Raw genomic sequence first — 19,819 nt, forward strand, 5'->3', positions numbered from 1 at the left:
GCCCGGCCCGGGAAACCCCGGGCCGGGCCTTTCGCGTCCTGTTCCCCATGGACCAGGAGAAGCAGCCCCGCGTGTACGGCAGGCATCAGGCACCCGCGCACTACGAAACCGGTGACGGCTGCCTGACCACGCTCATCAGGATTCCGGTACGGATCGTGGTGCTGGTGCTCGTCCTGCCCGTACGGATGATCTGGGACGCACTCGTCGCCACCGCATGGGCCGCCGACCGGATCCTGCTGCGCCCTCTGGGACGGGCCCTGTCCTGGCTGGGCAGGGTGCTCGTCGTCGTCCCGCTGGTCCTGCTGTACGAGTCGGTCCTCACCCCGCTGGGGCACGGGCTGCGGTGGCTGGCCGCCGTGGTCGGGCAGGGGCTGGAGTGGCTGGGCGCCGTGGTCGGGCAGGGGCTGGAGTGGCTGGGCGCGGCCGTCTTCGTATGGCCGTGGGTGGCGCTGTGGCGCCATGTCGTCGTGCCCGTCGTCCGGTACGGGGTCGTCGTCCCGGCCGTGTGGTTCCACCGGGTGGTCCTCACACCGCTGGGGCACGGACTGCGGTGGGTGTACCGCGAACTGCTCATCCCCGCCGGACGCGGCATCGCCACCGCGGTCGGTCTGTTGCTCACCCTGCTCTTCGTCCGGCCCGTCGTCGGCGTGTGGCGCTACCTCCTGGTGCCGCTCGCGGCCGCCGTCACCTGGCTGGTGGAGCACCTGGTCGTGCTGCCGCTGGTCTGGACGTACAGGGAACTGCTCACCCCGCTCGGCCACGGCATCGCCCGGCTGGCCGGTCTGCTGGCCCGCGGTGTCGCCGCCGCCGCCCGCGGGCTGGGGACGGCGATCGTCCGGCTCGTCATGACGCTGCTGGTCGCCCCGGTGCGTGTGCTGTACCGCCGGGTCCTCGCCCCGGTCGGACGGGAGATCGTCACCGCCGTCGGTGTCGCCTGGCGTATCGCCGGATTCGTCTCGCGGGCCGTCGGCCGGGCGATCGCCCGGCTGGCGTGGCTTCTCATCGGCGCCCCGGCGACCTGGGTCTACCGCACGGTGTGCACACCCGTGGGACATGTCGTCCGCGACGCGGTCTGGGCCCCCGCCAAGCGCGCCGCGGTCGAGGCGGGACATGCGGCCCGCAGTGCGCTGCGTACCGCACGCGAGAGCGTGCGGCAGGCCCGCCGAGACGCATGGCGCGCACTGGTCGGCGGGGGCCCGGTCCCCGAGCCCCGGGAACCGGTGCGCCCCCTTGCGCGTACTCTGGGCAGTACAACGACTGTGCCCAGCGCGGCGCCCGAACCCGAGATCTCCCTGCACAAGCAGGGGTGAGCCGGACCGGACACCCCCGGGCCACCCGTATTTCGAGGGCGGCGTGCCACCGCGTCCGCTCCGCACCGAGGAGAAGAACCACTGGGCAAGCGACAGCCCGAAGGCCCGCCGCCCGCACCGGCGGTGCAGCGCATCCGACTGCGCTACACCAAGCGCGGCCGCCTCCGGTTCACCAGCCACCGCGACTTCCAGCGCGCGTTCGAGCGGGCGCTGCGGCGCGCCGAGGTGCCCATGGCCTACTCGGCGGGCTTCACCCCGCACCCCAAGGTTTCGTACGCCAATGCCGCACCCACCGGCACGGGCAGCGAGGCCGAGTTCCTGGAGATCGCCCTCACCGAGCCGCGGGACCCCGACACGTTGCGCGCACTGCTCGACGAGTCGCTCCCGGACGGTCTCGACATCACCGACGCCGTGGAGGCCCGCACCTCGGGTCTCGCCGACCGGCTGACCGCCTCGGTGTGGGAGATGCGGCTCGACGGGGTCCCCTTCGAGGACGCCGAGAAGGCCGTCGCCGGATTCCTCGGCGCCGAGACCGTCGAGGTCCAGCGCCGTACGAAGAACGGCATGCGGACCTTCGACGCCCGCGCGGCCGTCGCCGGTCTCGAGGCCGTCGATCCCGGCGCTGATAGGCCCGGGGACAAGGCCTGTGCGATACTGCGGCTGGTTGTTCGGCACGTGACACCTGCCGTGCGACCTGACGACGTCCTGTCCGGTCTCCGCGTTGTGGCCGACCTGGCGCCGCCGGTCCCCGCAGCGGTGACCAGGCTGGCGCAGGGGCTCTTCGACGAGGAGTCCGGCACGGTGACCGACCCGCTCGCGCCCGACCGCGAGGCATCCCCGGCCGCGCAACCCACGGCCACCGGGACCGCCGTCGCGACGGCGCCGGAAGGTGCAGGTTCCGCGTAAGGCCGGTCGTTGTAGCGCAGCCCTCGGGCTCGGGAGCCACCTGGGCCGGGTCGCGCGCTGACCCATAAGACTTTCGCCAGGCCGTGCGTACATCGCGGACGGAACCGGCGAGCCAGACATTCAGCTCCCGTGCGGCGCCCGCGCCCCGGACGGCGGTACCGCGTTTCTCATGCGGACCGTGCCGGACCGGAATCAGGCGCGGCGCCCGGGAGCGTGACGGGAGAACCGCCCGCATGCTCGAACCGATCGAACCCGGTACGACCGGGAACGCCGAAGAGAACAACGCCCCCGGCGACAAGCTGCCGCCGCGCCGCAGGCGCCGCGCAGCGTCCCGCCCGGCAGGCCCGCCGTCGACGGGTGCCACGGGTGCGGAAGCCGCCGAGGCAGTCGCGCCGGCCATACCGGCCATTGACGCCGAAGCGTCCGACACCGTTGCCGCCGAGGCGGAGACCGCGCCGCCGGCACGTACCCGCCGCCGCGCGGTCCGTAAGGCGACCACCCCCACGGCCGCCCCGCAGGCCGCCGAGGTCGTCGAGGTCGTCGAGCCCGTCGAGGTGGCGGAGCCTGCCGAAGCCGCTGCTCCCGCCGAGGCCGCCGAGGCGCCGCGTCCGCGTCGTCGGGCGACGCGCAAGGCGACCGCTCCCGCGGGTGCGCCCAAGGCCGAGGAGACCCCCGAGGCTGCTGCGCCGGCCGAAGCCGCAGAGCCCACTGAGGCCGCTCCGGCGCCGCGTGCGCGTCGTCGGGCGACGCGCAAGGCCACGGCTCCGGCAGGCGCCCCGCAGGCCGCCGAGGCCGTCGAGGCGGCGCCGGTCGTCGAGACCGCCACTCCGATCGAGGCACCTGTTGCCGAGCCCGTCGAGGCCGCTCCGCGTGGCCGTACCCGCCGCCGGGCCTCCGCTCCGGCGGGTGCCCCGCAGCCCGTGTCGGGCGACACCACGACCGCCGAGATCGTCGAGCCCGTGGCGGCCGCGGAGGCCGTGCAGGTCACCGAGACCGCAGAGACGGCAGAGGTTGCCGAGCCGGCTGCCCCGCGCGGCCGTCGTCGGGCCTCCCGCAAGGCCACCTCGCCCGCGGGTGCCCCGCAGGCCGCCGAGATCGTCGAGCCCGTGGCGCCGGTGGAGGCCGTGGTCGAGGCCGAAGCCGCCGAGGAGCCGGTCGCCGAGCCGGAGGAGGAGACCGAGGCCGCCGCGCCGCGCGGTCGTACCCGCCGCCGGGCCACCGCCCCCGCAGGCCGGCCGGAGTTCACCGGCGAGGTCGAGGAGCCCGCCCGCAAGAGCCGTCGGGCGACGCGTCCCGCCGTGGCCGTTTTCCAGGCGCCGGTCTTCGCCGAGCCGATGTTCCAGACCCCGGAGACGGCCGCTGCCGCCGCCGCGGCCGCCGGTCCCGCCGCGCACTACGACGAGGCCGAGGAAGAGATCGAGACGGCCGAGGAGACCCCGTCGGCCGAAGAGGCGACCCCGGCCGCCGAGGCCGCCCCGCAGGGCGGTTCCCGGCGCCGGCGCCGCCGCCGCGGCGAGGCCGTCGAGACCGAGCCGGTCGCCGACCGGGCGCCCGCCCCCGCCGCCCCGGTGGAGGAGCACGCCGAGGACGAGCTCGAGGCGGAGGCCGAGGGCGAAGCCGAGCACGAGGGCGAGGAGTCGGACGAGTACGGGGACCGTCCGTCGCGCCGTCGCCGTCGCGGTGGCCGTCGCCGTCGCCGCGGTGAGCCCAGCGAGTCGGACGAAGCCGCGGAGCAGCACGCCGACGAGCACGCCGCCGACACGTCCGAGGACGAGCACGAGCCTGGTCACGAGGCCGAGGAGGAGGAAGAGGACCACGAGGCGGCCGCCTCCGGTTCCAGCAGCAGCCGTCGTCGCCGTCGTCGCCGCCGTCGCAGTGGTGACGTGTCGGCCGAGGCCGAATCCGGCACGGACGACCCGGAGCGTACCGTCGTCAAGGTCCGCGAGCCGCGGGAGCGGCGCGGGAAGGAGGCGGCCGAGCCCGGCACCGGCTTCGACGAGGTCCAGTCCATCAAGGGCTCGACCCGTATGGAGGCGAAGAAGCAGCGCCGCCGCGAGGGCCGTGAGCAGGGCCGTCGCCGCGTCCCGATCATCACCGAGGCGGAGTTCCTGGCCCGCCGTGAGGCCGTCGATCGCGTGATGGTCGTCCGCCAGAACGGCGAGCGCACCCAGATCGGTGTCCTCGAGGACAATGTGCTCGTCGAGCACTACGTCAACAAGGAGCAGGCCACCAGCTACGTCGGCAACGTCTACCTGGGCAAGGTGCAGAACGTACTGCCGTCCATGGAGGCCGCCTTCGTCGACATCGGCAAGGGGCGCAACGCCGTCCTGTACGCCGGTGAGGTGAACTTCGAGGCGCTCGGCATGGCCCACGGGCCGCGCCGGATCGAGACCGCGCTGAAGTCCGGCCAGTCGGTCCTCGTCCAGGTGACGAAGGACCCGATCGGCCACAAGGGTGCCCGCCTGACCAGTCAGGTCTCGCTGCCCGGCCGCTACCTGGTCTATGTGCCCGAGGGCTCGATGACCGGCATCAGCCGCAAGCTGCCCGACACCGAGCGCGCCCGGCTGAAGACCATCCTCAAGAAGATCGTCCCCGAGGACGCGGGCGTCATCGTCCGTACCGCGGCCGAGGGCGCGAGCGAGGACGAGCTGCGCCGTGATGTCGAGCGGCTGCAGCAGCAGTGGGAGGACATCCAGAAGAAGTCGAAGAGCAACGGCAGCGCCAACGCGCCGACGCTCCTCTACGGCGAGCCGGACATGACCGTCAGGGTCGTCCGCGACATCTTCAACGAGGACTTCTCGAAGGTCATCGTCAGCGGTGACGACGCGTGGCAGACCATCCACGGTTACGTGGGGCACGTCGCCCCCGACCTGACGGACCGGTTGTCGAAGTGGACCTCCGAGGTCGACATCTTCGCGACGTACCGGATCGACGAGCAGCTGATGAAGGCGCTGGACCGGAAGGTCTGGCTGCCCAGCGGCGGTTCGCTGGTGATCGACAAGACCGAGGCGATGGTCGTCGTCGACGTCAACACCGGCAAGTTCACCGGTCAGGGCGGCAACCTCGAGGAGACCGTCACCAGGAACAACCTGGAGGCGGCCGAGGAGATCGTGCGTCAGCTGCGGCTGCGCGACCTCGGTGGCATCGTCGTCATCGACTTCATCGACATGGTCCTGGAGTCCAACCGGGACCTGGTGCTGCGGCGTCTGCTGGAGTGCCTGGGTCGCGACCGTACGAAGCACCAGGTCGCCGAGGTCACCTCGCTGGGCCTGGTCCAGATGACCCGCAAGCGGGTGGGCCAGGGGCTGCTGGAGTCGTTCTCCGAAACCTGCGTCCACTGCAATGGGCGCGGCGTGATCGTGCACATGGAGCAGCCGAGCTCGATCGGTGGCGGCGGCAACGGCAAGCGGGCCAAGAAGCGCGGCCGCGGTGGTGCCGGTGAGCAGCCCGAGCACGAGCACCTCGTCGACCACGAGCATGTCGAGGCGGAGGTGGAGACCGAGGCCGAGGTGGCTGCGGAGGTCGCAGCCCCGCTGGCGCTCCCCGAGCCGGAGTTCGTGCCGGACGAGGAGCTGTACAGCAGCCCGGCCGAGGCCGAAGCGGCCGCCTCGCGTGGCCGTGGCCGCCGGCGTGCGACCCGTAAGGCATCGGCCCCGGCCGGCGCCCCGAAGTCCGCACCCGCGCCTGCTCCGGTTGTGGAGCCGGAGCCGGCTGTCGAGGTCCAAGCGGTCGTCGAGCCCGAGCCGGTCGTCGAGGTCCCGGTGGCTGTCGAGGCCCCCGTGGCCGAGGCGCCGCAGGGCCGTACGCGCCGTCGGGCGACCCGCAAGGCGACTGCTCCGGCGGGATCGCCGGCCCCGGCCGAGCAGGTCGCGCCGGCCGAAGCGCCGCTGTCCGTCGCGGACGTGGTTGCCGAGGCTCCGGTTGCCGAGGCGCCGCAGCCGGAGGCCGCATCGGAGGAGGTGGCCGCTCCGGCCGCCCCGCCGCGTGCCCGGCGCCGGGTGACCCGCAAGGTCACTGCCCCCGCGGGATCGCCCGCGGGTGCGGACGGCGCCGAGGTCGTCGTGGTGACCGGCTCCATCGAGCCGAAGCCCGACGTCGAGCCGGTCGCCGCCGCAGTCGAGGAGGCACAGGCCGCGGAAGCCGCTGAGACCGAGGCCCCGGCCAAGAAGACGGCGCGCAAGACCGTCAAGAAGGCGACGGCCAAGAAGGCGGTTGCCAAGAAGACGGTTGCCAAGAAGACGGCCGCCAAGAAGACCGCCGCGAAGAAGACGACGGCCAAGAAGGCGGCGAAGAAGGCGGTTGCCGCGGAGCAGTCGTCGCCGACGGTCGTCTCGGCCGACACCGAGAGCTGATCGATGGTCAGAAGGTGAACGACGAGGTGCGGCCCTCTCGCGGGAGGGCCGCATCTCGTCGTTCGGGCAGCCCTTTTCTTTACCCTTAACCTTGACGAAACCCGCTGTGAAAAGCCTGATAATGTGACGCGGCCGTGCCGGGAGAGGTCTTCCTGGAAAGGAACTCCTCCCGGCGGTGGCCTGGCCCAGCCAGCCCGAAACAGCCGTTCATTCCCTGCGTGAACCAATTCCGTAGGGAATGCCAGATTTGTCCGTAATGTATTGGTGCGCCATCGGTTATGTGCCGGGCGTAGGAGTCCCCCCGGACATCCGCACGTCTCAAAGCCCTCGCCGATCAAGCTCTTGTGCTGTTCAAGGAGGATGCCCATGTCGAGCGACACCCGGGAACCTGTCCCCGCTGCCCGGCCGGTGATCGGTGAGGAAGAGATCGAAGCGGCGGTGCGCGTACTGCGCAGCGGTCGTGTGGTCCAGGGACCGGAGGTGGCCGCCTTCGAGGAGGGCTTCTCGGAGCTGGTCGACGGACGCCACTGCGTCGCCGTCAACTCCGGCACCTCCGCGCTGCACCTCCTGCTGCTCGCCCTGGGCATCGGCCCCGGCGACGAGGTCATCGTCCCGTCGTTCTCCTTCGCCGCCTCGGCCAACGCGGTCCGTCTGACCGGGGCCGACGTCGTCTTCGCCGACATCGAGCCCGGGAGCTTCGGTCTGGACCCGGCCGCCGTCGAGGCCGCCATCACCCCCCGCACCGCCGCGATCATGCCCGTCCACCTCTACGGGCACCCGGCGGCGATGGACGCGCTGATGCCGATCGCGACGAAGCACTGCCTCGCCGTCGTCGAGGACGCCTGCCAGGCCCACGCCGCGGCCCTGAACGGCACGCCCGTCGGCGCCTTCGGATCCGGCGGCACGTTCAGCTTCTACCCGACCAAGAACATGCACTCCCTCGAAGGCGGCATGATCACCACCGCCGACGCCGAGATTGCCCGGACCCTCCGGCTGCTGCGCAACCAAGGCATGGAGCAGAGGTACGCCAACGAGATCGTCGGCGCCAACATGCGGATGACGGACGTCTCGGCCGCCGTCGGCCGCGTACAGCTCGGAAAGGTGCTCGGCTGGACCGAGCAGCGCCGCGCCAACGCCGCCTACCTCGACCGTCACATCACCGCGGCCAATGTGACGGTCCCGCCCGTTGCCGAAGGTGCACGCCACGTTTACCACCAGTACACCGTCCGGGTGCATGGTGACCGGGACGCCGCCATGGCCAGACTGAACGAGGCGGGTATCGGCAACGCCGTGTACTACCCGACCCCGATCCACCGGCTGAAGCCGTACTGGGAGCCCGACCAGAAGGCCGGCCGCAACTGGGATCTTCCGGAGACCGAGCGCGCCGCCGCCGAGGTCGTCTCACTGCCCGTACATCCTTCGCTCTCGCCGGAGGACCTGGACCGCATTGTCGCGGCCGTGAACTCGCTGGGAGAGATGCAGTGACTGCAGGACTGAGAGCCGGGCTGATCGGTCTCGGCTCGATGGGCCGCCACCACGCGCGCGTGCTGGCCGGCCTGGAGAACGTGACGCTGGTCGGCGTCGTCGACCCGATGGGCGACAAGAACGGATGGGCCCAGGGCGCTCCGGTGCTGTCCACCGTCGAGGAACTGATCGGGCTCGGCATCGACTACGCCGTCGTGGCCTGCCCCACTGCGCTGCACGAGGAAGTCGGCCTGAAGCTCGCCGAGGCCGGGGTCTGCGCCCTGGTCGAGAAGCCGGTCGCCGACACGGTCGAGGGGGCCCGCCGTCTGGTCGAGGCCTTCGAGTCGCGTGGTCTGGTCGCGGGTGTCGGGCACATCGAGCGCTGCAACCCGGCGCTGCGCTCCCTGCGTACCCGTCTGGAGGCGGGCGAGCTGGGCGAGGTCTTCCAGGTGGTCACCCGCCGACAGGGCCCGTTCCCGCACCGCATCGCCGACGTGGGCGTCGTCAAGGACCTCGCCACGCACGACATCGACCTGACCGGCTGGGTGACGGGACAGAGCTATGTCTCGGTCGCGGCCCACACCGTCCACAAGAGCGGCCGGCCGCACGAGGACATGGTCTCCGTCGCCGGTCTGCTCAGCGACGGCAGCATGGCCAACCACCTCGTCAACTGGCTGAGCCCGCTCAAGGAGCGCTTCACCTCCGTCACCGGCGAGCGCGGCACCTTCATCGCCGACACCCTCACCGCCGACCTGACCTTCCACTCCAACGCCGCCGTGGCCACCGAGTGGGAGGCGCTCCAGGCCTTCCGTGGAGTCTCCGAGGGCGACATGGTCCGGTACGCCATACCCAAGCGCGAACCGCTGCTGGTCGAGCACGAGCTCTTCCGCGACGCGGTGCTCGGCGTCTCGCAGGACATCTGCACGCTGCGGGAGGGGCTTCGTACGGTCGAGGTCGCCGCCGCAGTACTGGAATCCGCGCGCAGCGGACTCACCGTCACCACCTCCACGGGAGATATGGCCGCTCATGGCGTCTGAGAACAACCCGGCACCGCGGACCGGAACCCGCGGTCGGATCGTCATGCTGGTCGACAACGGCGTGAACGGGGACTCCCGGGTTCAGAAGGAAGCGCGTTCGGCCGCCGAGGCGGGCTGGGACGTGACGCTGCTCGGCAAGTCGCCCGGCAAGTCGGAGCAGCACTGGATGATCGGCGACGCCAAGGTCCGGCTGCTCAAGGTGCCGGGCCCGATGCAGCGGCGCCGGCACGAGTACCGGCGTGCTCCGCTGCGCGCGCCGCTGGCCTACCGCCCGGGGCCGCTCGCTGCCTACCGCAAGCAGAAGATGAAGGCATGGCGCGCCGATCTCAACGTCCGTGTGATCGAGGCGGCGGCCAAGGGCTCGGCCGTGTCCAAATTGACGCTGGCGCCCGAGCGGGCCAGTGCCAAGGTGGTCAGCCGCTGGGTCGGTCTGCGGGTGCGCCGGACCTTTGCACTGGAGCAGCGGCGCAAGCGGATGGACGCGCCGCTCGACCGTTTCACCACGGCGTTCTGGCAGCGCATGATGGGGGAGCGGGCCTGGCGTCGGCTCGACCCGTATCTGCTCGACCTCGACCTTGCCTACGGCAAGGTGATCGACGAACTGAAGCCCGATCTGATCCACGCCAATGACTTCCGCATGCTCGGGGTCGGTGCGCGGGCCATGCTGCGCGCACGGGCCGCGAAGCGCGACGTCAAGCTGGTCTGGGACGCGCACGAGTTCCTGCCGGGCATCAAGCCGTGGGATCCGCACCCGCGGTGGCATGTCGCGCAGTGCCTGCACGAGCTGGCGTACTCCAAGTACGCCGACGCCGTGACGACCGTCTCCGCGACGCTCGCGGACATGCTGGTCGAGCGGCACGGACTGGCCAAGACGCCCACGGTCGTGCTGAACGCACCGGACGCGGAGATCTCGCCGGAGCAGGCCGCGGAGCCGGTACCGGATCTGCGCGAACTGTGCGGGATCGGGCCGGACGTTCCGCTGTCCGTCTACAGCGGCGCCGCGGCTCCGCAGCGCGGCCTCGACATCATGGTCGAGTCGCTGCCGAACCTGCCCGAACTGCACGTGGCCTTCATCGTGCTGCGGCCGAAGTCGCCGTACATGACCGAGCTGGCGCAGCGCGCCGAGGAGCTCGGAGTGGCCGACCGGGTGCACATCCTTCCGTACGTTCCGCACTACCAGGTCGTACCCTTCCTGGGGACGGCGGACTTCGGCGTCATCCCGATCCACCACTGGCCGAACCACGAGATCGCTCTGATCACCAAGTTCTTCGAGTACTCGCACGCGCGGCTGCCGCTCGTGGTGAGCGATGTGAAGACGATGGGCGAGATGGCAGCCAGGACCGGTCAGGGCGAGGTCTTCAAGGCCGACGACGTCCAGGACTACATCCGCGCAGTGAAGGCGGTGCTCGCGGAGCCGAAGAAGTACCGGGACGTGTACGACGAACCGGGGCTGCTCGACCAGTGGACCTGGGAGGCCCAGGCAGAGGCGCTTGACCAGGTGTACACGAAGCTGCTTCCCGCACGTCCGCGCACTTCCGTCGACAGAGCCGCCGAGGTGACCGTGTGACCGGTAGAACCGATGTTCCTGATGTGACGGTCGTCGTGGCCGTGTACAACACCATGCCCTACCTCACCGAGTGCCTCAACTCACTCGTAGGGCAGTCCATCGGTACGGACCGCCTTGAGGTCGTGGCGGTCGACGACGGCTCGACGGACGACAGCAGCGCCGAACTCGACCGGTTCGCCGAGCGCTACCCGGACGTCGTCAAGGTGGTCCACCAGCCCAACTCCGGTGGCCCGGCGGCGCCGAGCAACCGCGCGCTGGAGCTCGCCACCGGCCGGTACGTCTACTTCATCGGTTCCGACGACTACCTCGGCGAGGAAGCGCTGGAGCGGATGGTCGCCTGCGCCGACCGGAACGGGTCGGACGTCGTGGTCGGCAAGATGGTCGGCACCAACGGCCGGTACGTGCGCCAGTCCCTCTACAAGGCCAACGACACGGACGTCAGCCTCTACGGGCCGGAACTGCCTTTCGCGCTGGCCAATACCAAGCTCTTCCGCCGCGAGCTCGTGGAGAAGCACAAGCTGCGCTTCCCGGAGGACCTGGCGGTCGGCAGCGACCAGCCGTTCACCATCGAGGCCTGCTACCGCGCCCGCAAGATATCGGTGGTCGCCGACTACACCTGTTACTACGCGGTGAAGCGCGGCGACGCCAGCAACATCACCTACCGCGCCGATCACCTGGCGCGGCTGCGTTGCACCGCGGCGATCATGGATCATGCGGCCGGGCTGATCGAGGCCGGGCCGAACCGGGACGCCCTCCTCAAGCGCCACTTCACCTGGGAGCTGTCCAAGCTCATCCAGGGCGACTTCCCGGCGCTCGACGCGGAGACCCGGCGCGAGGTCTGCGCGGGCATCGCGCGGCTGGCGGACACCTACCTGACGGACGAGCTGAGCGACTCGCTGCCCGTCAAACTGCGGGCCAGGCTCCGGCTGGCGCAGAGCGGCGCCGTGGACACGCTCTGCCGTGCCATCACCGAAGAGGCCGAGCAGGGCGCGCCGCCGTTCCACCTGGAGGACGGCCGGGCCTTCGCGCGGTACCCCGGCTTCCGCGATGCCGGCACGGAGCTTCCGGACCGCTGCTTCGAGCTGGTCGGCGAGCGCGTCCCCGGACGGCTCGCGAACAGGACCGAGCTGATCGAGTCCGGCTGGGCGCAGGAGGGCGACGAACTGTCCTTCACCGCCACGATACGGATCGGCGTCGTCGGTGACACCGGCTCCGCCGTCCTGCGCCTCGCCGAAGGCGCCATGCCCGGCAGCGCCGACAAGGCACGGGCCCAGCGGCTCCCCGATGGCAAGGAACTGCCCCCGGCGCCCGGCGAGTTCCTCCGGGAGGTCGCGGCCGACGGCAACGCCACGCTGCTGTATGCCCGGATCCCGCTGGAGCCGCGCAGCTCCAAGCGCGGGGTGCGTGTCTACATCGACGTGGCCGGATCGACGTACGAGATCCCGGTGCGGGCCGACGGCCGTCCGATGCCGCTGACGCGGCGGTGGCACAGCGGGGAAGAGCCGTACCGGGCCGCGGCACGTCCCAACAGCAAGGGGCGCGTGGTGGTCAGCACTCGCCCGCTCCATCCGCCCAAGACATCGCTGGGCTCGCGGCTGCGATCCCGACTGACCGGTGCCAAGCGCTCCAAGAGGAAGTAACCATGAACATCTGTGTAGTCGCCCTGGGCAAGATCGGTCTGCCGCTCGCCGTGCAGTTCGCCGCCAAGGGCCACCGGGTGATCGGTGCCGACGTCAACGAGAAGGTCGTCGAGCTGGTCAACGCCGGTGTCGAGCCGTTCCCCGGTGAGCACGACCTCGACGTCAAGCTCAAGGAGACCGTTGCGGCAGGCCTGTTGACCGCGACGACGGACACCACCGCCGCGGTCGCGGAGTCCGACGCCGTCGTGGTCGTCGTGCCGCTGTTCGTGGACGCCGAAGGCACCCCGGACTTCGGTTGGATGGACTCCGCGACCAAGGCGATCGCCGCCGGTCTCAAGCCGGGCACCCTCGTCAGCTACGAGACCACGCTGCCGGTCGGCACCACCCGCACCCGCTGGGCGCCGATGCTCGAAGAGGGCTCCGGTCTCAAGGCCGGCGAGGACTTCCACCTGGTGTTCTCCCCGGAGCGGGTGCTCACCGGCCGGGTCTTCGCCGACCTGCGCCGCTACCCGAAGCTGGTCGGCGGGATCGACGAGGCGTCCGCCGCGCACGGTGTCTCGTTCTACGAGTCGGTCCTCGACTTCGACGACCGCACGGATCTGCCGCGCCCCAACGGCGTCTGGGACCTGGGCACGTCGGAGGCGTCCGAGCTGGCCAAGCTCGCCGAGACGACCTACCGCGACGTCAACATCGGTCTGGCGAACCAGTTCGCCCGCTTCGCCGACCAGCAGAACATCGACGTCCTGAAGGTCATCGAGGCCTGCAACTCGCAGCCGTTCAGCCACATCCACCAGCCGGGGATCGCCGTGGGTGGCCACTGCATTCCGATCTACCCGCGGATGTACCTGTGGAACGACCCGGCGGCGACCGTCGTACGCTCCGCGCGCGAGGCCAACGCCGCGATGCCGGAGTACGCCGTGGACCTGCTGGCCGCCGCCTACGGCGACCTGACCGGTGCCGAGGTGCTGGTGCTCGGCGCGGCGTACCGCGGCGGCGTCAAGGAGACGGCGTTCTCCGGCGTCTACCCGACCGTCGACGCGCTCCGCGCGCGAGGCGCGAACGTCTACGTGTCGGACCCGATGTACACCGCCGAGGAGCTGACCGCACACGGTCTGACGCCGCACGCAGGTGAGGCCGTCACCGCCGCCATCCTCCAGGCCGACCACGCCGAGTACCGGGAGCTGGCCGCGGCCGACCTGCCGGATGTGCGGGTCCTGGTCGACGGCCGTCGCACGACGGATCCGGCCCGCTGGGAAGGCGTCCGCCGCGTCGTCATCGGCGGCTGATCCGCCGTACACGCGCCGAGGGACCCGGTCGATCGTGTCGGCCGGGTCCCTCGGGCGTCTCGTCGGAGATCTACCGCTCGTCGGATGCGGCTTCTACGAGGGTGGCCGGGCCGGTCTCGCGGTAGCGCGCACCGGTCTGCGGGCACTCCCACACCCCGGGCTCGTCCGCGGACTCCACCAGCTTCACACCGGCGCGGCCGACCCAGCCGACCTGCCGGGCCGGAACACCGACGACGAGAGCGAAGTCGGGCACGTCCTTGGTCACCACGGCGCCTGCCGCCACCATGGCCCAGCGGCCGATCCGGACGGGGGCCACCGCGACGGAGCGCGCGCCGAGCGACGCGCCCTCGGCGATCTTCACGCCGACGGCCTCCCAGTCACCGCCGCGCTTCTGCTTGCCGTCCGGGTCGACCGAACGCGGGTTGTGGTCGTTGGTGAGCACCACCGCCGGGCCGATGAAAACACCGTCGGCGAGTTCGGCCGGCTCGTACACCAGCGCATAGTTCTGGATCTTGACGTTGTCGCCGATCCGGACGCCCGTGCCGACGTATGCGCCGCGTCCGACCACACAGCCCTCGCCGAGCCGGGCCTGCTCGCGGATCTGGGCGAGTTCCCAGACGCTGCTGCCGGCGCCGATCTCGGCGGTCTCGTCGACCTGGGCGGTGGGCTGGACTCTGTAGTTCACTGCGCGTCTGCCTTTCGGAGTGGGGCCTCGACCGGTGAGCTTACGTCGCGGTCCGTGCCCAGCAGCAGGCAGTCGTAGTCGCTCCGTACGGTCTCCCAGTCCCAGGTCGAGAGGGCGTACCGGGACGCCTCGAGCCCGGCCTCGGCCCGGATCTCCTCGGACGCGGTGACGGCGAGGATGCGCTCGGCGGCCTGCTGCGGGGTGGTGACGACCCAGTCCTCGGGGAAGAGGGTCCGCGTGCTGTGCGGACGGCCGGCCACGAACGGCCAGTCCCGGACGACCGGCACGGCACCGGCCGCCGCTCCCTCCATGAGGCCGACGTGACAGCCCTCACGGACGGAGCTGCTGAGGATCACGCCCACTCCGGTGAGCACGCCGGGTACGTCGTCGGTCGGCCCGAGTCTGCGCACGGCACCCGTGGGCTCCAGCTCGGCGAGATCCTTCTCCAGGGCCTCGTGATAGGCGGCGGCCGCCGCGCTGGGTGCCGGATCGATTCCGCCGCCGACCATCATCAGTCGGTAGCGCTCGTCCCGGGCCCGAAGGAGCCTGAGCACCTCCAGCGCCCAGCGCGGGTCCTTGGCGATCTGGCCGATGCCTATCAGGCCCACGGTGAACCGCGCGTCGTCGCTCTTGGGACGGTCGAACCGCCGCAGGTCCAGTGCGTTGTGCAGGAAGTGGAGGCGTGGAGCGCCGGTAGCGAGCAGCCGGGGAACGGCGGCGGTGGTCAACTCCCGCATGTGCTCCGCGATGAACACGACATCGTCGACCCGGGAGAAGTCCATGATGTGCGGCCAGTACGTGAACGACTCGTACTTGTGGAGCCGGACGACGATCCGGGTACTCCCCGGATCGACCAAGGTCATGAACGCGGCGGCCGTGGAGCACCACTCGACGAAGACGGTGTCCGCCCAGTCCAGATGGGGGCGCAGCGCCGCTTCGACCTCGGCTGCGTACGCGGCCTGGGTCCCGAGGGGCAGCTCGATCATCCGCCGCAGGCCCTTGGCCAGCGGCGCGAGTACCGGATCGGCCGCCAGGTCCAGTGTGCGGAGCTCGACATCGGGGTGGTCCGCGTAACGCTGGGTGAGCAGGCCCAGGAAGTTGGCGTTGGCCCGGTTCACCACGAGCAGCCGCAGCGGCCGGTCGGTCGGGGGTACAGCGGGGGGTGTCCTCCGGCCGCGGGGTGCCGCCACCGCGCGGGCGGTGGTGCTGGCGCGCAGCCGGGCGGTGAATCCGGCCGGATCGTCCGACAGGGGCGAGTGGAGCCGGTCGACATGTGGAACCCGGTGAAAAGCCAGCAGCAGGGCCCGGGTGAGAGCCGCGGCGGCCTCCTTCTTCCGGCCCGCCTTCAGGTCCGCGTCCGCGCAGGCCAGCTCGGATCCGTACGCCTGGACGAGGTGGCGTGGGACCAGCCCCCGGGACAGCTGCGCGTCGGCCGCTGCGCCGAGCAGGTCCGCCTTGAGCCTGCGGTCACGGACTCGGTGGGCGGTGATGCCCAGGACGCGCTCGGCCAGGAACGGCCGGTCGGCGCGGGCCATGCGCGCGGTCGCCCGGCGGGCGACCTTGGCCAGGAATTCATCGGGGATCTGTGGTGTCGACACGTTGTGGCTCCACGGTTGAGTCAGGAACTCGGACCGTACGGCCTATCGGGGACCGGCGAAAGTCCTGGACGCCCTCCGCGATCAGGGCAACCCCCAGTGTCATCGGAACCCACATGAGGACACCCAGCCGATCCGCCTCCTGGACCAGCGGATGAGCCGCGACCTGAGCGGCGCCGGTCAGTGCCACCGCACACGCGAGCGGGCCGAGGACCCCGCCGCGACGGATCAGCACCCAGAGCGAGACCACCGCGGCCACCAGGAAGAACGGCATCGCGGCCTGCTCCGCGAACCAGTGACCCCAGTACCGCAGATTGAGGTCGATCAGCCGGGCCCACGGGTCGGGTATCTCCGGCGAGCGGAAATGGCGCGTGAAGGTGTCCTGGAGGGTGACCTCGGAGGACGGCAGGCCGAGCAGCTTCATGGCCAGCGCCACGGCCGCGGCGCATCCGGTGGCCGCACCGGCGAGGAGGAGATCGTTCCGGGAACGGCGGAAGAGCCAGGAAGCGAGCGCGGCGGCCGCGATCAGGGCCGCCAGCAGCAGAGCCGTCGAGTAGCGCGTCACCGCGCACACGGCAAGGGCGCCGGTGAACAGCGCCGCACCGGACAGCCGCCTGCCGCGCGCCATCAGGACGCCACCCCACACCGCCCCGAGCGCACAGACCGTGACCAGGCCCTCACTCAGTGCCTGCAGGCTCCACCAGCCGAGTGGTGAGACAAGAAATGCGATCTGCCCGACGACGGCCGGTACGCGGCCGAGACCGGCGCTCCGCAGCAGTCCGCGCACCATCAGTGAACCGGCGAGCGTCAGTACGAGGCCCAGGGCGCGCATCCCGTCCAGCACGCCGAGAGCGCCGACGAAAGGAGCGGCGAGCAACGGATACCCGGGCCGGGACGAGAAGATCGACTGGTAGCGGTCGTCCGCCGTGGTGATGTCGGTGGCGTCGGACCACCGGCTCAGGCAGGCGGCGGAGTCCGATGCCCCGGCGTCGGCCGCGTCGGCGGAAGCGGCCAGCGGATCCAGGGATTTCGTCTCCGCGGCCGCGTCGGCGCGACTCGTGCAGAACGCCTTGAGCGCGGTCCGGTGCGCCTCCTCTCGCGTGGCGCCGAGCTGCTGCTCCGCGGCGCGTGCGTAACGGTACGAGTCCGGGAAAAGGGTCCACGAGGAACCGGAGGTCAGCTGCGCCAGCGCGTAAACGGCACAGACCAGGAGGGGCAACAGCCAGGTGCGGCCGAGCAGGGCGGATCGCAGCATCTACGGCCTCGGGAGTACAGAGAGTGATCAAAACTGACAAACTAGCACGGCGCCGGCCCGGTGCTTCGGCCGGTGTGGAGAGCCCGCAAGCGGGTCCGCGGAGCCCTGAGACGACCCGGCGGAAGGCGGCCGGCGGGTCCGAGGGTCCCGGTTTGACCCACAAGTGTGCGGACCCGTAGCCTTGCACCTCGGCGTGTTTCCATGCGCGCCCACCCCTGAGCACATCCCTCGTGACGGATCCGTCCGTCAGGAGAGGCCGCTCATCCTTCCGGATCGTCGCAGGTTTCGGCCTGCGCGAGCGGCTGGCATCAGGGGATCCGTTCCGAGTGAGAGAGAGATCCGCGTGTACGCCATCGTGCGCAGCGGTGGCCGCCAGCACAAGGTTGCTGTCGGTGACATCGTTGAGGTTGACAAGATTTCCACTGCCCAGGTTGGCGACACGGTCGAGCTCTCGACCCTGCTCGTGGTCGACGGCGACGCCGTGACCAGCGACCCGTGGGTGCTTGCCGGGATCAAGGTCCAGGCCGAGGTCGTGGACCACCACAAGGGCGCGAAGATCGACATCCTTCGCTACAAGAACAAGACCGGCTACCGCCGTCGCCAGGGTCACCGTCAGCAGTACACGGCGATCAAGGTCACCGGTATCCCCGCGGCTGCGAAGTAAGGGACTGAGGAGACATGGCACACAAGAAGGGCGCATCGTCCACCCGGAACGGGCGCGATTCCAACGCTCAGCGGCTCGGCGTCAAGCGCTTCGGCGGCCAGGCCGTCAACGCCGGTGAGATCCTGGTCCGCCAGCGCGGCACCCACTTCCACCCGGGCACGGGCGTCGGCCGTGGCGGCGACGACACGCTGTTCGCGCTCGCCGCTGGTGCGGTGCAGTTCGGCACCCACCGTGGCCGCAAGGTCGTGAACATCGTTCCGATCGCCGAGTAATTTCGGCGCTCGTCGAGCGGTTTCTGCGGAGGCGGACCTCACTTCCCGTACGGGAAGCGGGTCCGCCTTTCGCGTGTTTCTCCTGTGAGAGACAGCTTCTGTCCCCAGCGGGGGATCCTGAGCTTTGAGCCATTTCTGCATGTGAGTAACTGGAGGTTTCCACCATGACCACCTTCGTGGACCGCGTCGAGCTGCATGCCGCCGCGGGTAACGGAGGTCACGGCTGTGCCTCCGTTCACCGTGAGAAGTTCAAGCCGCTCGGCGGTCCCGACGGCGGCAACGGCGGCCGTGGCGGGGACGTGACCCTGGTCGTCGACCAGGACGTCACCACGCTTCTCGACTACCACCACAGCCCCCACCGCAAGGCCACCAACGGGCAGCCCGGTGCGGGCGACAACCGTGCCGGCAAGGACGGCCAGGACCTGATCCTGCCCGTTCCCGACGGCACGGTCGTCCTCGACAAGGACGGCAACGTGCTCGCCGACCTGGTCGGCCAGGGCACCACGTTCGTGGCCGGACAGGGGGGCCGTGGCGGCCTCGGCAACGCCGCACTCGCCTCCGCCCGCCGCAAGGCCCCCGGCTTCGCGCTGCTCGGCGAGCCGGGCGAGTCCCGGGACATCGTCCTGGAGCTCAAGACGGTCGCCGACGTCGCACTGGTGGGCTACCCGAGCGCGGGCAAGTCCTCGCTCATCTCCGTCCTGTCCGCGGCCAAGCCGAAGATCGCCGACTACCCGTTCACCACGCTCGTCCCGAACCTGGGCGTGGTCACCGCGGGCGGCACCGTCTACACCATCGCCGACGTCCCCGGGCTGATCCCCGGCGCCAGCCAGGGCAAGGGCCTCGGCCTGGAGTTCCTGCGGCACGTCGAGCGCTGCTCGGTCCTCGTGCACGTACTGGACACCGCGACGCTGGAGTCCGACCGCGACCCGGTCTCCGACCTCGACGTCATCGAGGAGGAGCTGAAGCAGTACGGCGGACTCGAGGACCGGCCCCGCATCGTCGTCCTCAACAAGATCGACATCCCGGACGGCCAGGACCTCGCCGACATGATCCGCCCGGAGCTCGAGGCGCGTGGCTACCGCGTCTTCGAGGTGTCCGCCGTCGCGCACATCGGTCTGAAGGAGCTCTCCTTCGCGCTCGCCGGTGTGATCGCCGAAGCGCGCGCCGCCAAGCCGGTGGAGGAGGCGACCCGCATCGTCATCCGCCCGAAGGCCGTGGACGACGCGGGCTTCACCGTCACGCTGGACGAGGACGGCATCTACCGGGTGCGCGGCGAGAAGCCGGAGCGCTGGGTCCGCCAGACCGACTTCAACAACGACGAGGCCGTCGGGTACCTCGCCGACCGGCTCAACCGGCTCGGGGTCGAGGACGAGCTGATGAAGGCCGGTGCCCGGGCGGGCGACGGCGTGGCCATCGGCGCCGAGGACAACGCGGTCGTCTTCGACTGGGAGCCGACCATGGCGGCGGGCGCGGAGATGCTCGGCCGGCGCGGCGAGGACCACCGTCTCGAAGCCCCCCGTCCGGCGGCCCAGCGCCGTCGCGACCGCGAGGCGGAGCGTGACGAGGCGCAGCGCGAGTTCGACGAGTTCAATCCGTTCTAGGGTTCGACGGGTTCAGCCCGTTCCGGACGGGTCACGCAGGGTGTGGCGGGTCGCGGTGGCAGATCTGTGCCGACGGCCCGCCCCTGCGGTGACCCTGCATCCGGAACCGCCACCCGTCGCGGCCAGTGGCCAGGAATCCCGCTCAGGGGTGGTTCATACCGCTCAACCGTGTGGTGTCGGTCACC

The 19,819-nt window shown here is 71.0% G+C and carries 14 protein-coding genes; 11 read left to right on the top strand and 3 right to left on the bottom strand.

All coding sequences use genetic code 11. The features are described from left to right. Nucleotides 1–47: 47 nt before the first annotated feature. The 8 genes from ACFU6I_RS22950 to ACFU6I_RS22985 all read left to right on the top strand — a co-directional run bounded on the left by ACFU6I_RS22950 (nt 48) and on the right by ACFU6I_RS22985 (nt 13,562). On the top strand, nt 48–1,310 hold the full coding sequence (locus ACFU6I_RS22950) for a hypothetical protein (RefSeq protein ID WP_384369757.1): 1,263 nt from the start codon (nt 48–50) through the stop codon (nt 1,308–1,310). Between the two features lie 123 nt (nt 1,311–1,433). Next, nucleotides 1,434–2,216, top strand: a complete 783-nt coding sequence (locus tag ACFU6I_RS22955) for a TIGR03936 family radical SAM-associated protein (RefSeq protein ID WP_266985703.1) — start codon at nt 1,434–1,436, stop codon at nt 2,214–2,216. Between the two features lie 233 nt (nt 2,217–2,449). After that, nucleotides 2,450–6,568 (top strand): Rne/Rng family ribonuclease, encoded by a 4,119-nt coding sequence (locus ACFU6I_RS22960; protein ID WP_384369760.1) that lies wholly within the window; start codon nt 2,450–2,452, stop codon nt 6,566–6,568. 360 nt (nt 6,569–6,928) lie between these two features. Continuing rightward, nucleotides 6,929–8,053 carry a DegT/DnrJ/EryC1/StrS family aminotransferase gene (locus tag ACFU6I_RS22965; protein ID WP_384369763.1) on the top strand — a complete coding sequence of 375 codons (1,125 nt, stop codon included), beginning with the start codon at nt 6,929–6,931 and terminating at the stop codon, nt 8,051–8,053. Then, nucleotides 8,050–9,069, top strand: coding sequence for a Gfo/Idh/MocA family protein (locus tag ACFU6I_RS22970; protein WP_384369766.1), 1,020 nt, complete (start codon nt 8,050–8,052; stop codon nt 9,067–9,069). Before ACFU6I_RS22965 ends, ACFU6I_RS22970 begins: the two co-directional genes overlap by 4 nt. Further along, nucleotides 9,059–10,636, top strand: a complete 1,578-nt coding sequence (locus ACFU6I_RS22975) for a glycosyltransferase family 4 protein (RefSeq protein WP_384369769.1) — start codon at nt 9,059–9,061, stop codon at nt 10,634–10,636. Before ACFU6I_RS22970 ends, ACFU6I_RS22975 begins: the two co-directional genes overlap by 11 nt. After that, nucleotides 10,633–12,276 (top strand): glycosyltransferase family 2 protein, encoded by a 1,644-nt coding sequence (locus ACFU6I_RS22980; protein WP_384369772.1) that lies wholly within the window; start codon nt 10,633–10,635, stop codon nt 12,274–12,276. The genes ACFU6I_RS22975 and ACFU6I_RS22980 overlap by 4 nt, the downstream gene beginning before the upstream one ends. A gap of 2 nt (nt 12,277–12,278) precedes the next feature. Next, nucleotides 12,279–13,562, top strand: a complete 1,284-nt coding sequence (locus ACFU6I_RS22985; protein WP_384369775.1) for a nucleotide sugar dehydrogenase — start codon at nt 12,279–12,281, stop codon at nt 13,560–13,562. A gap of 70 nt (nt 13,563–13,632) precedes the next feature. Here the strand turns inward: ACFU6I_RS22985 and ACFU6I_RS22990 are convergent, their stop codons facing one another. Genes ACFU6I_RS22990 through ACFU6I_RS23000 form a run of 3 tightly spaced genes read right to left on the bottom strand, consistent with a single transcriptional unit; the run spans nt 13,633 to nt 17,097 of the window. After that, complete coding sequence (locus ACFU6I_RS22990; protein WP_345518317.1) at nt 13,633–14,247, bottom strand: acyltransferase; 615 nt, start codon at nt 14,245–14,247, stop codon at nt 13,633–13,635. Beyond that, a complete protein-coding gene (locus ACFU6I_RS22995; protein ID WP_384369778.1) occupies nt 14,244–15,845 on the bottom strand; it encodes a glycosyltransferase in 1,602 nt (533 codons plus the stop codon). The genes ACFU6I_RS22990 and ACFU6I_RS22995 overlap by 4 nt, the downstream gene beginning before the upstream one ends. Then, entirely contained in the window at nt 15,820–17,097 is a 1,278-nt protein-coding gene (locus ACFU6I_RS23000) for a hypothetical protein (protein WP_384369781.1), read from the bottom strand. Before ACFU6I_RS23000 ends, ACFU6I_RS22995 begins: the two co-directional genes overlap by 26 nt. A gap of 343 nt (nt 17,098–17,440) precedes the next feature. Between ACFU6I_RS23000 and rplU the strand changes: the two genes are divergently transcribed. From rplU to obgE, 3 genes are all read left to right on the top strand, one after another. Continuing rightward, the gene (gene rplU / locus ACFU6I_RS23005) at nt 17,441–17,761 is read left to right on the top strand and encodes a 50S ribosomal protein L21 (RefSeq protein WP_030921216.1); all 321 of its coding nucleotides are present in this window, start codon (nt 17,441–17,443) and stop codon (nt 17,759–17,761) included. Between the two features lie 14 nt (nt 17,762–17,775). Continuing rightward, nucleotides 17,776–18,033, top strand: a complete 258-nt coding sequence (gene rpmA / locus ACFU6I_RS23010; RefSeq protein ID WP_116211787.1) for a 50S ribosomal protein L27 — start codon at nt 17,776–17,778, stop codon at nt 18,031–18,033. A 164-nt stretch (nt 18,034–18,197) separates the two neighbouring features. Then, the gene (gene obgE, locus ACFU6I_RS23015; RefSeq protein ID WP_384369784.1) at nt 18,198–19,634 is read left to right on the top strand and encodes a GTPase ObgE; all 1,437 of its coding nucleotides are present in this window, start codon (nt 18,198–18,200) and stop codon (nt 19,632–19,634) included. Nucleotides 19,635–19,819: the final 185 nt, after the last annotated feature.

Origin of the sequence: Streptomyces sp. NPDC057486, from assembly GCF_042802415.1 — a bacterium.
In the GTDB taxonomy this organism is placed as follows: Bacteria; Actinomycetota; Actinomycetes; order Streptomycetales; family Streptomycetaceae; genus Streptomyces; species Streptomyces yanii.

Excerpts from the sequence above, each read along its gene's own strand:
- ACFU6I_RS22950 (WP_384369757.1), top strand. The coding sequence starts at position 48 with ATGGACCAGGAGAAGCAGCCCCGCGTGTACGGCAGGCATCAGGCACCC.
- obgE (WP_384369784.1), top strand. The coding sequence starts at position 18,198 with ATGACCACCTTCGTGGACCGCGTCGAGCTGCATGCCGCCGCGGGTAAC.
- ACFU6I_RS22975 (WP_384369769.1), top strand. The coding sequence starts at position 9,059 with ATGGCGTCTGAGAACAACCCGGCACCGCGGACCGGAACCCGCGGTCGG.
- rpmA (WP_116211787.1), top strand. The coding sequence starts at position 17,776 with ATGGCACACAAGAAGGGCGCATCGTCCACCCGGAACGGGCGCGATTCC.
- ACFU6I_RS22985 (WP_384369775.1), top strand. The coding sequence starts at position 12,279 with ATGAACATCTGTGTAGTCGCCCTGGGCAAGATCGGTCTGCCGCTCGCC.
- ACFU6I_RS22965 (WP_384369763.1), top strand. The coding sequence starts at position 6,929 with ATGCCCATGTCGAGCGACACCCGGGAACCTGTCCCCGCTGCCCGGCCG.
- ACFU6I_RS22960 (WP_384369760.1), top strand. The coding sequence starts at position 2,450 with ATGCTCGAACCGATCGAACCCGGTACGACCGGGAACGCCGAAGAGAAC.
- ACFU6I_RS23000 (WP_384369781.1), bottom strand. The coding sequence starts at position 17,097 with ATGCTGCGATCCGCCCTGCTCGGCCGCACCTGGCTGTTGCCCCTCCTG.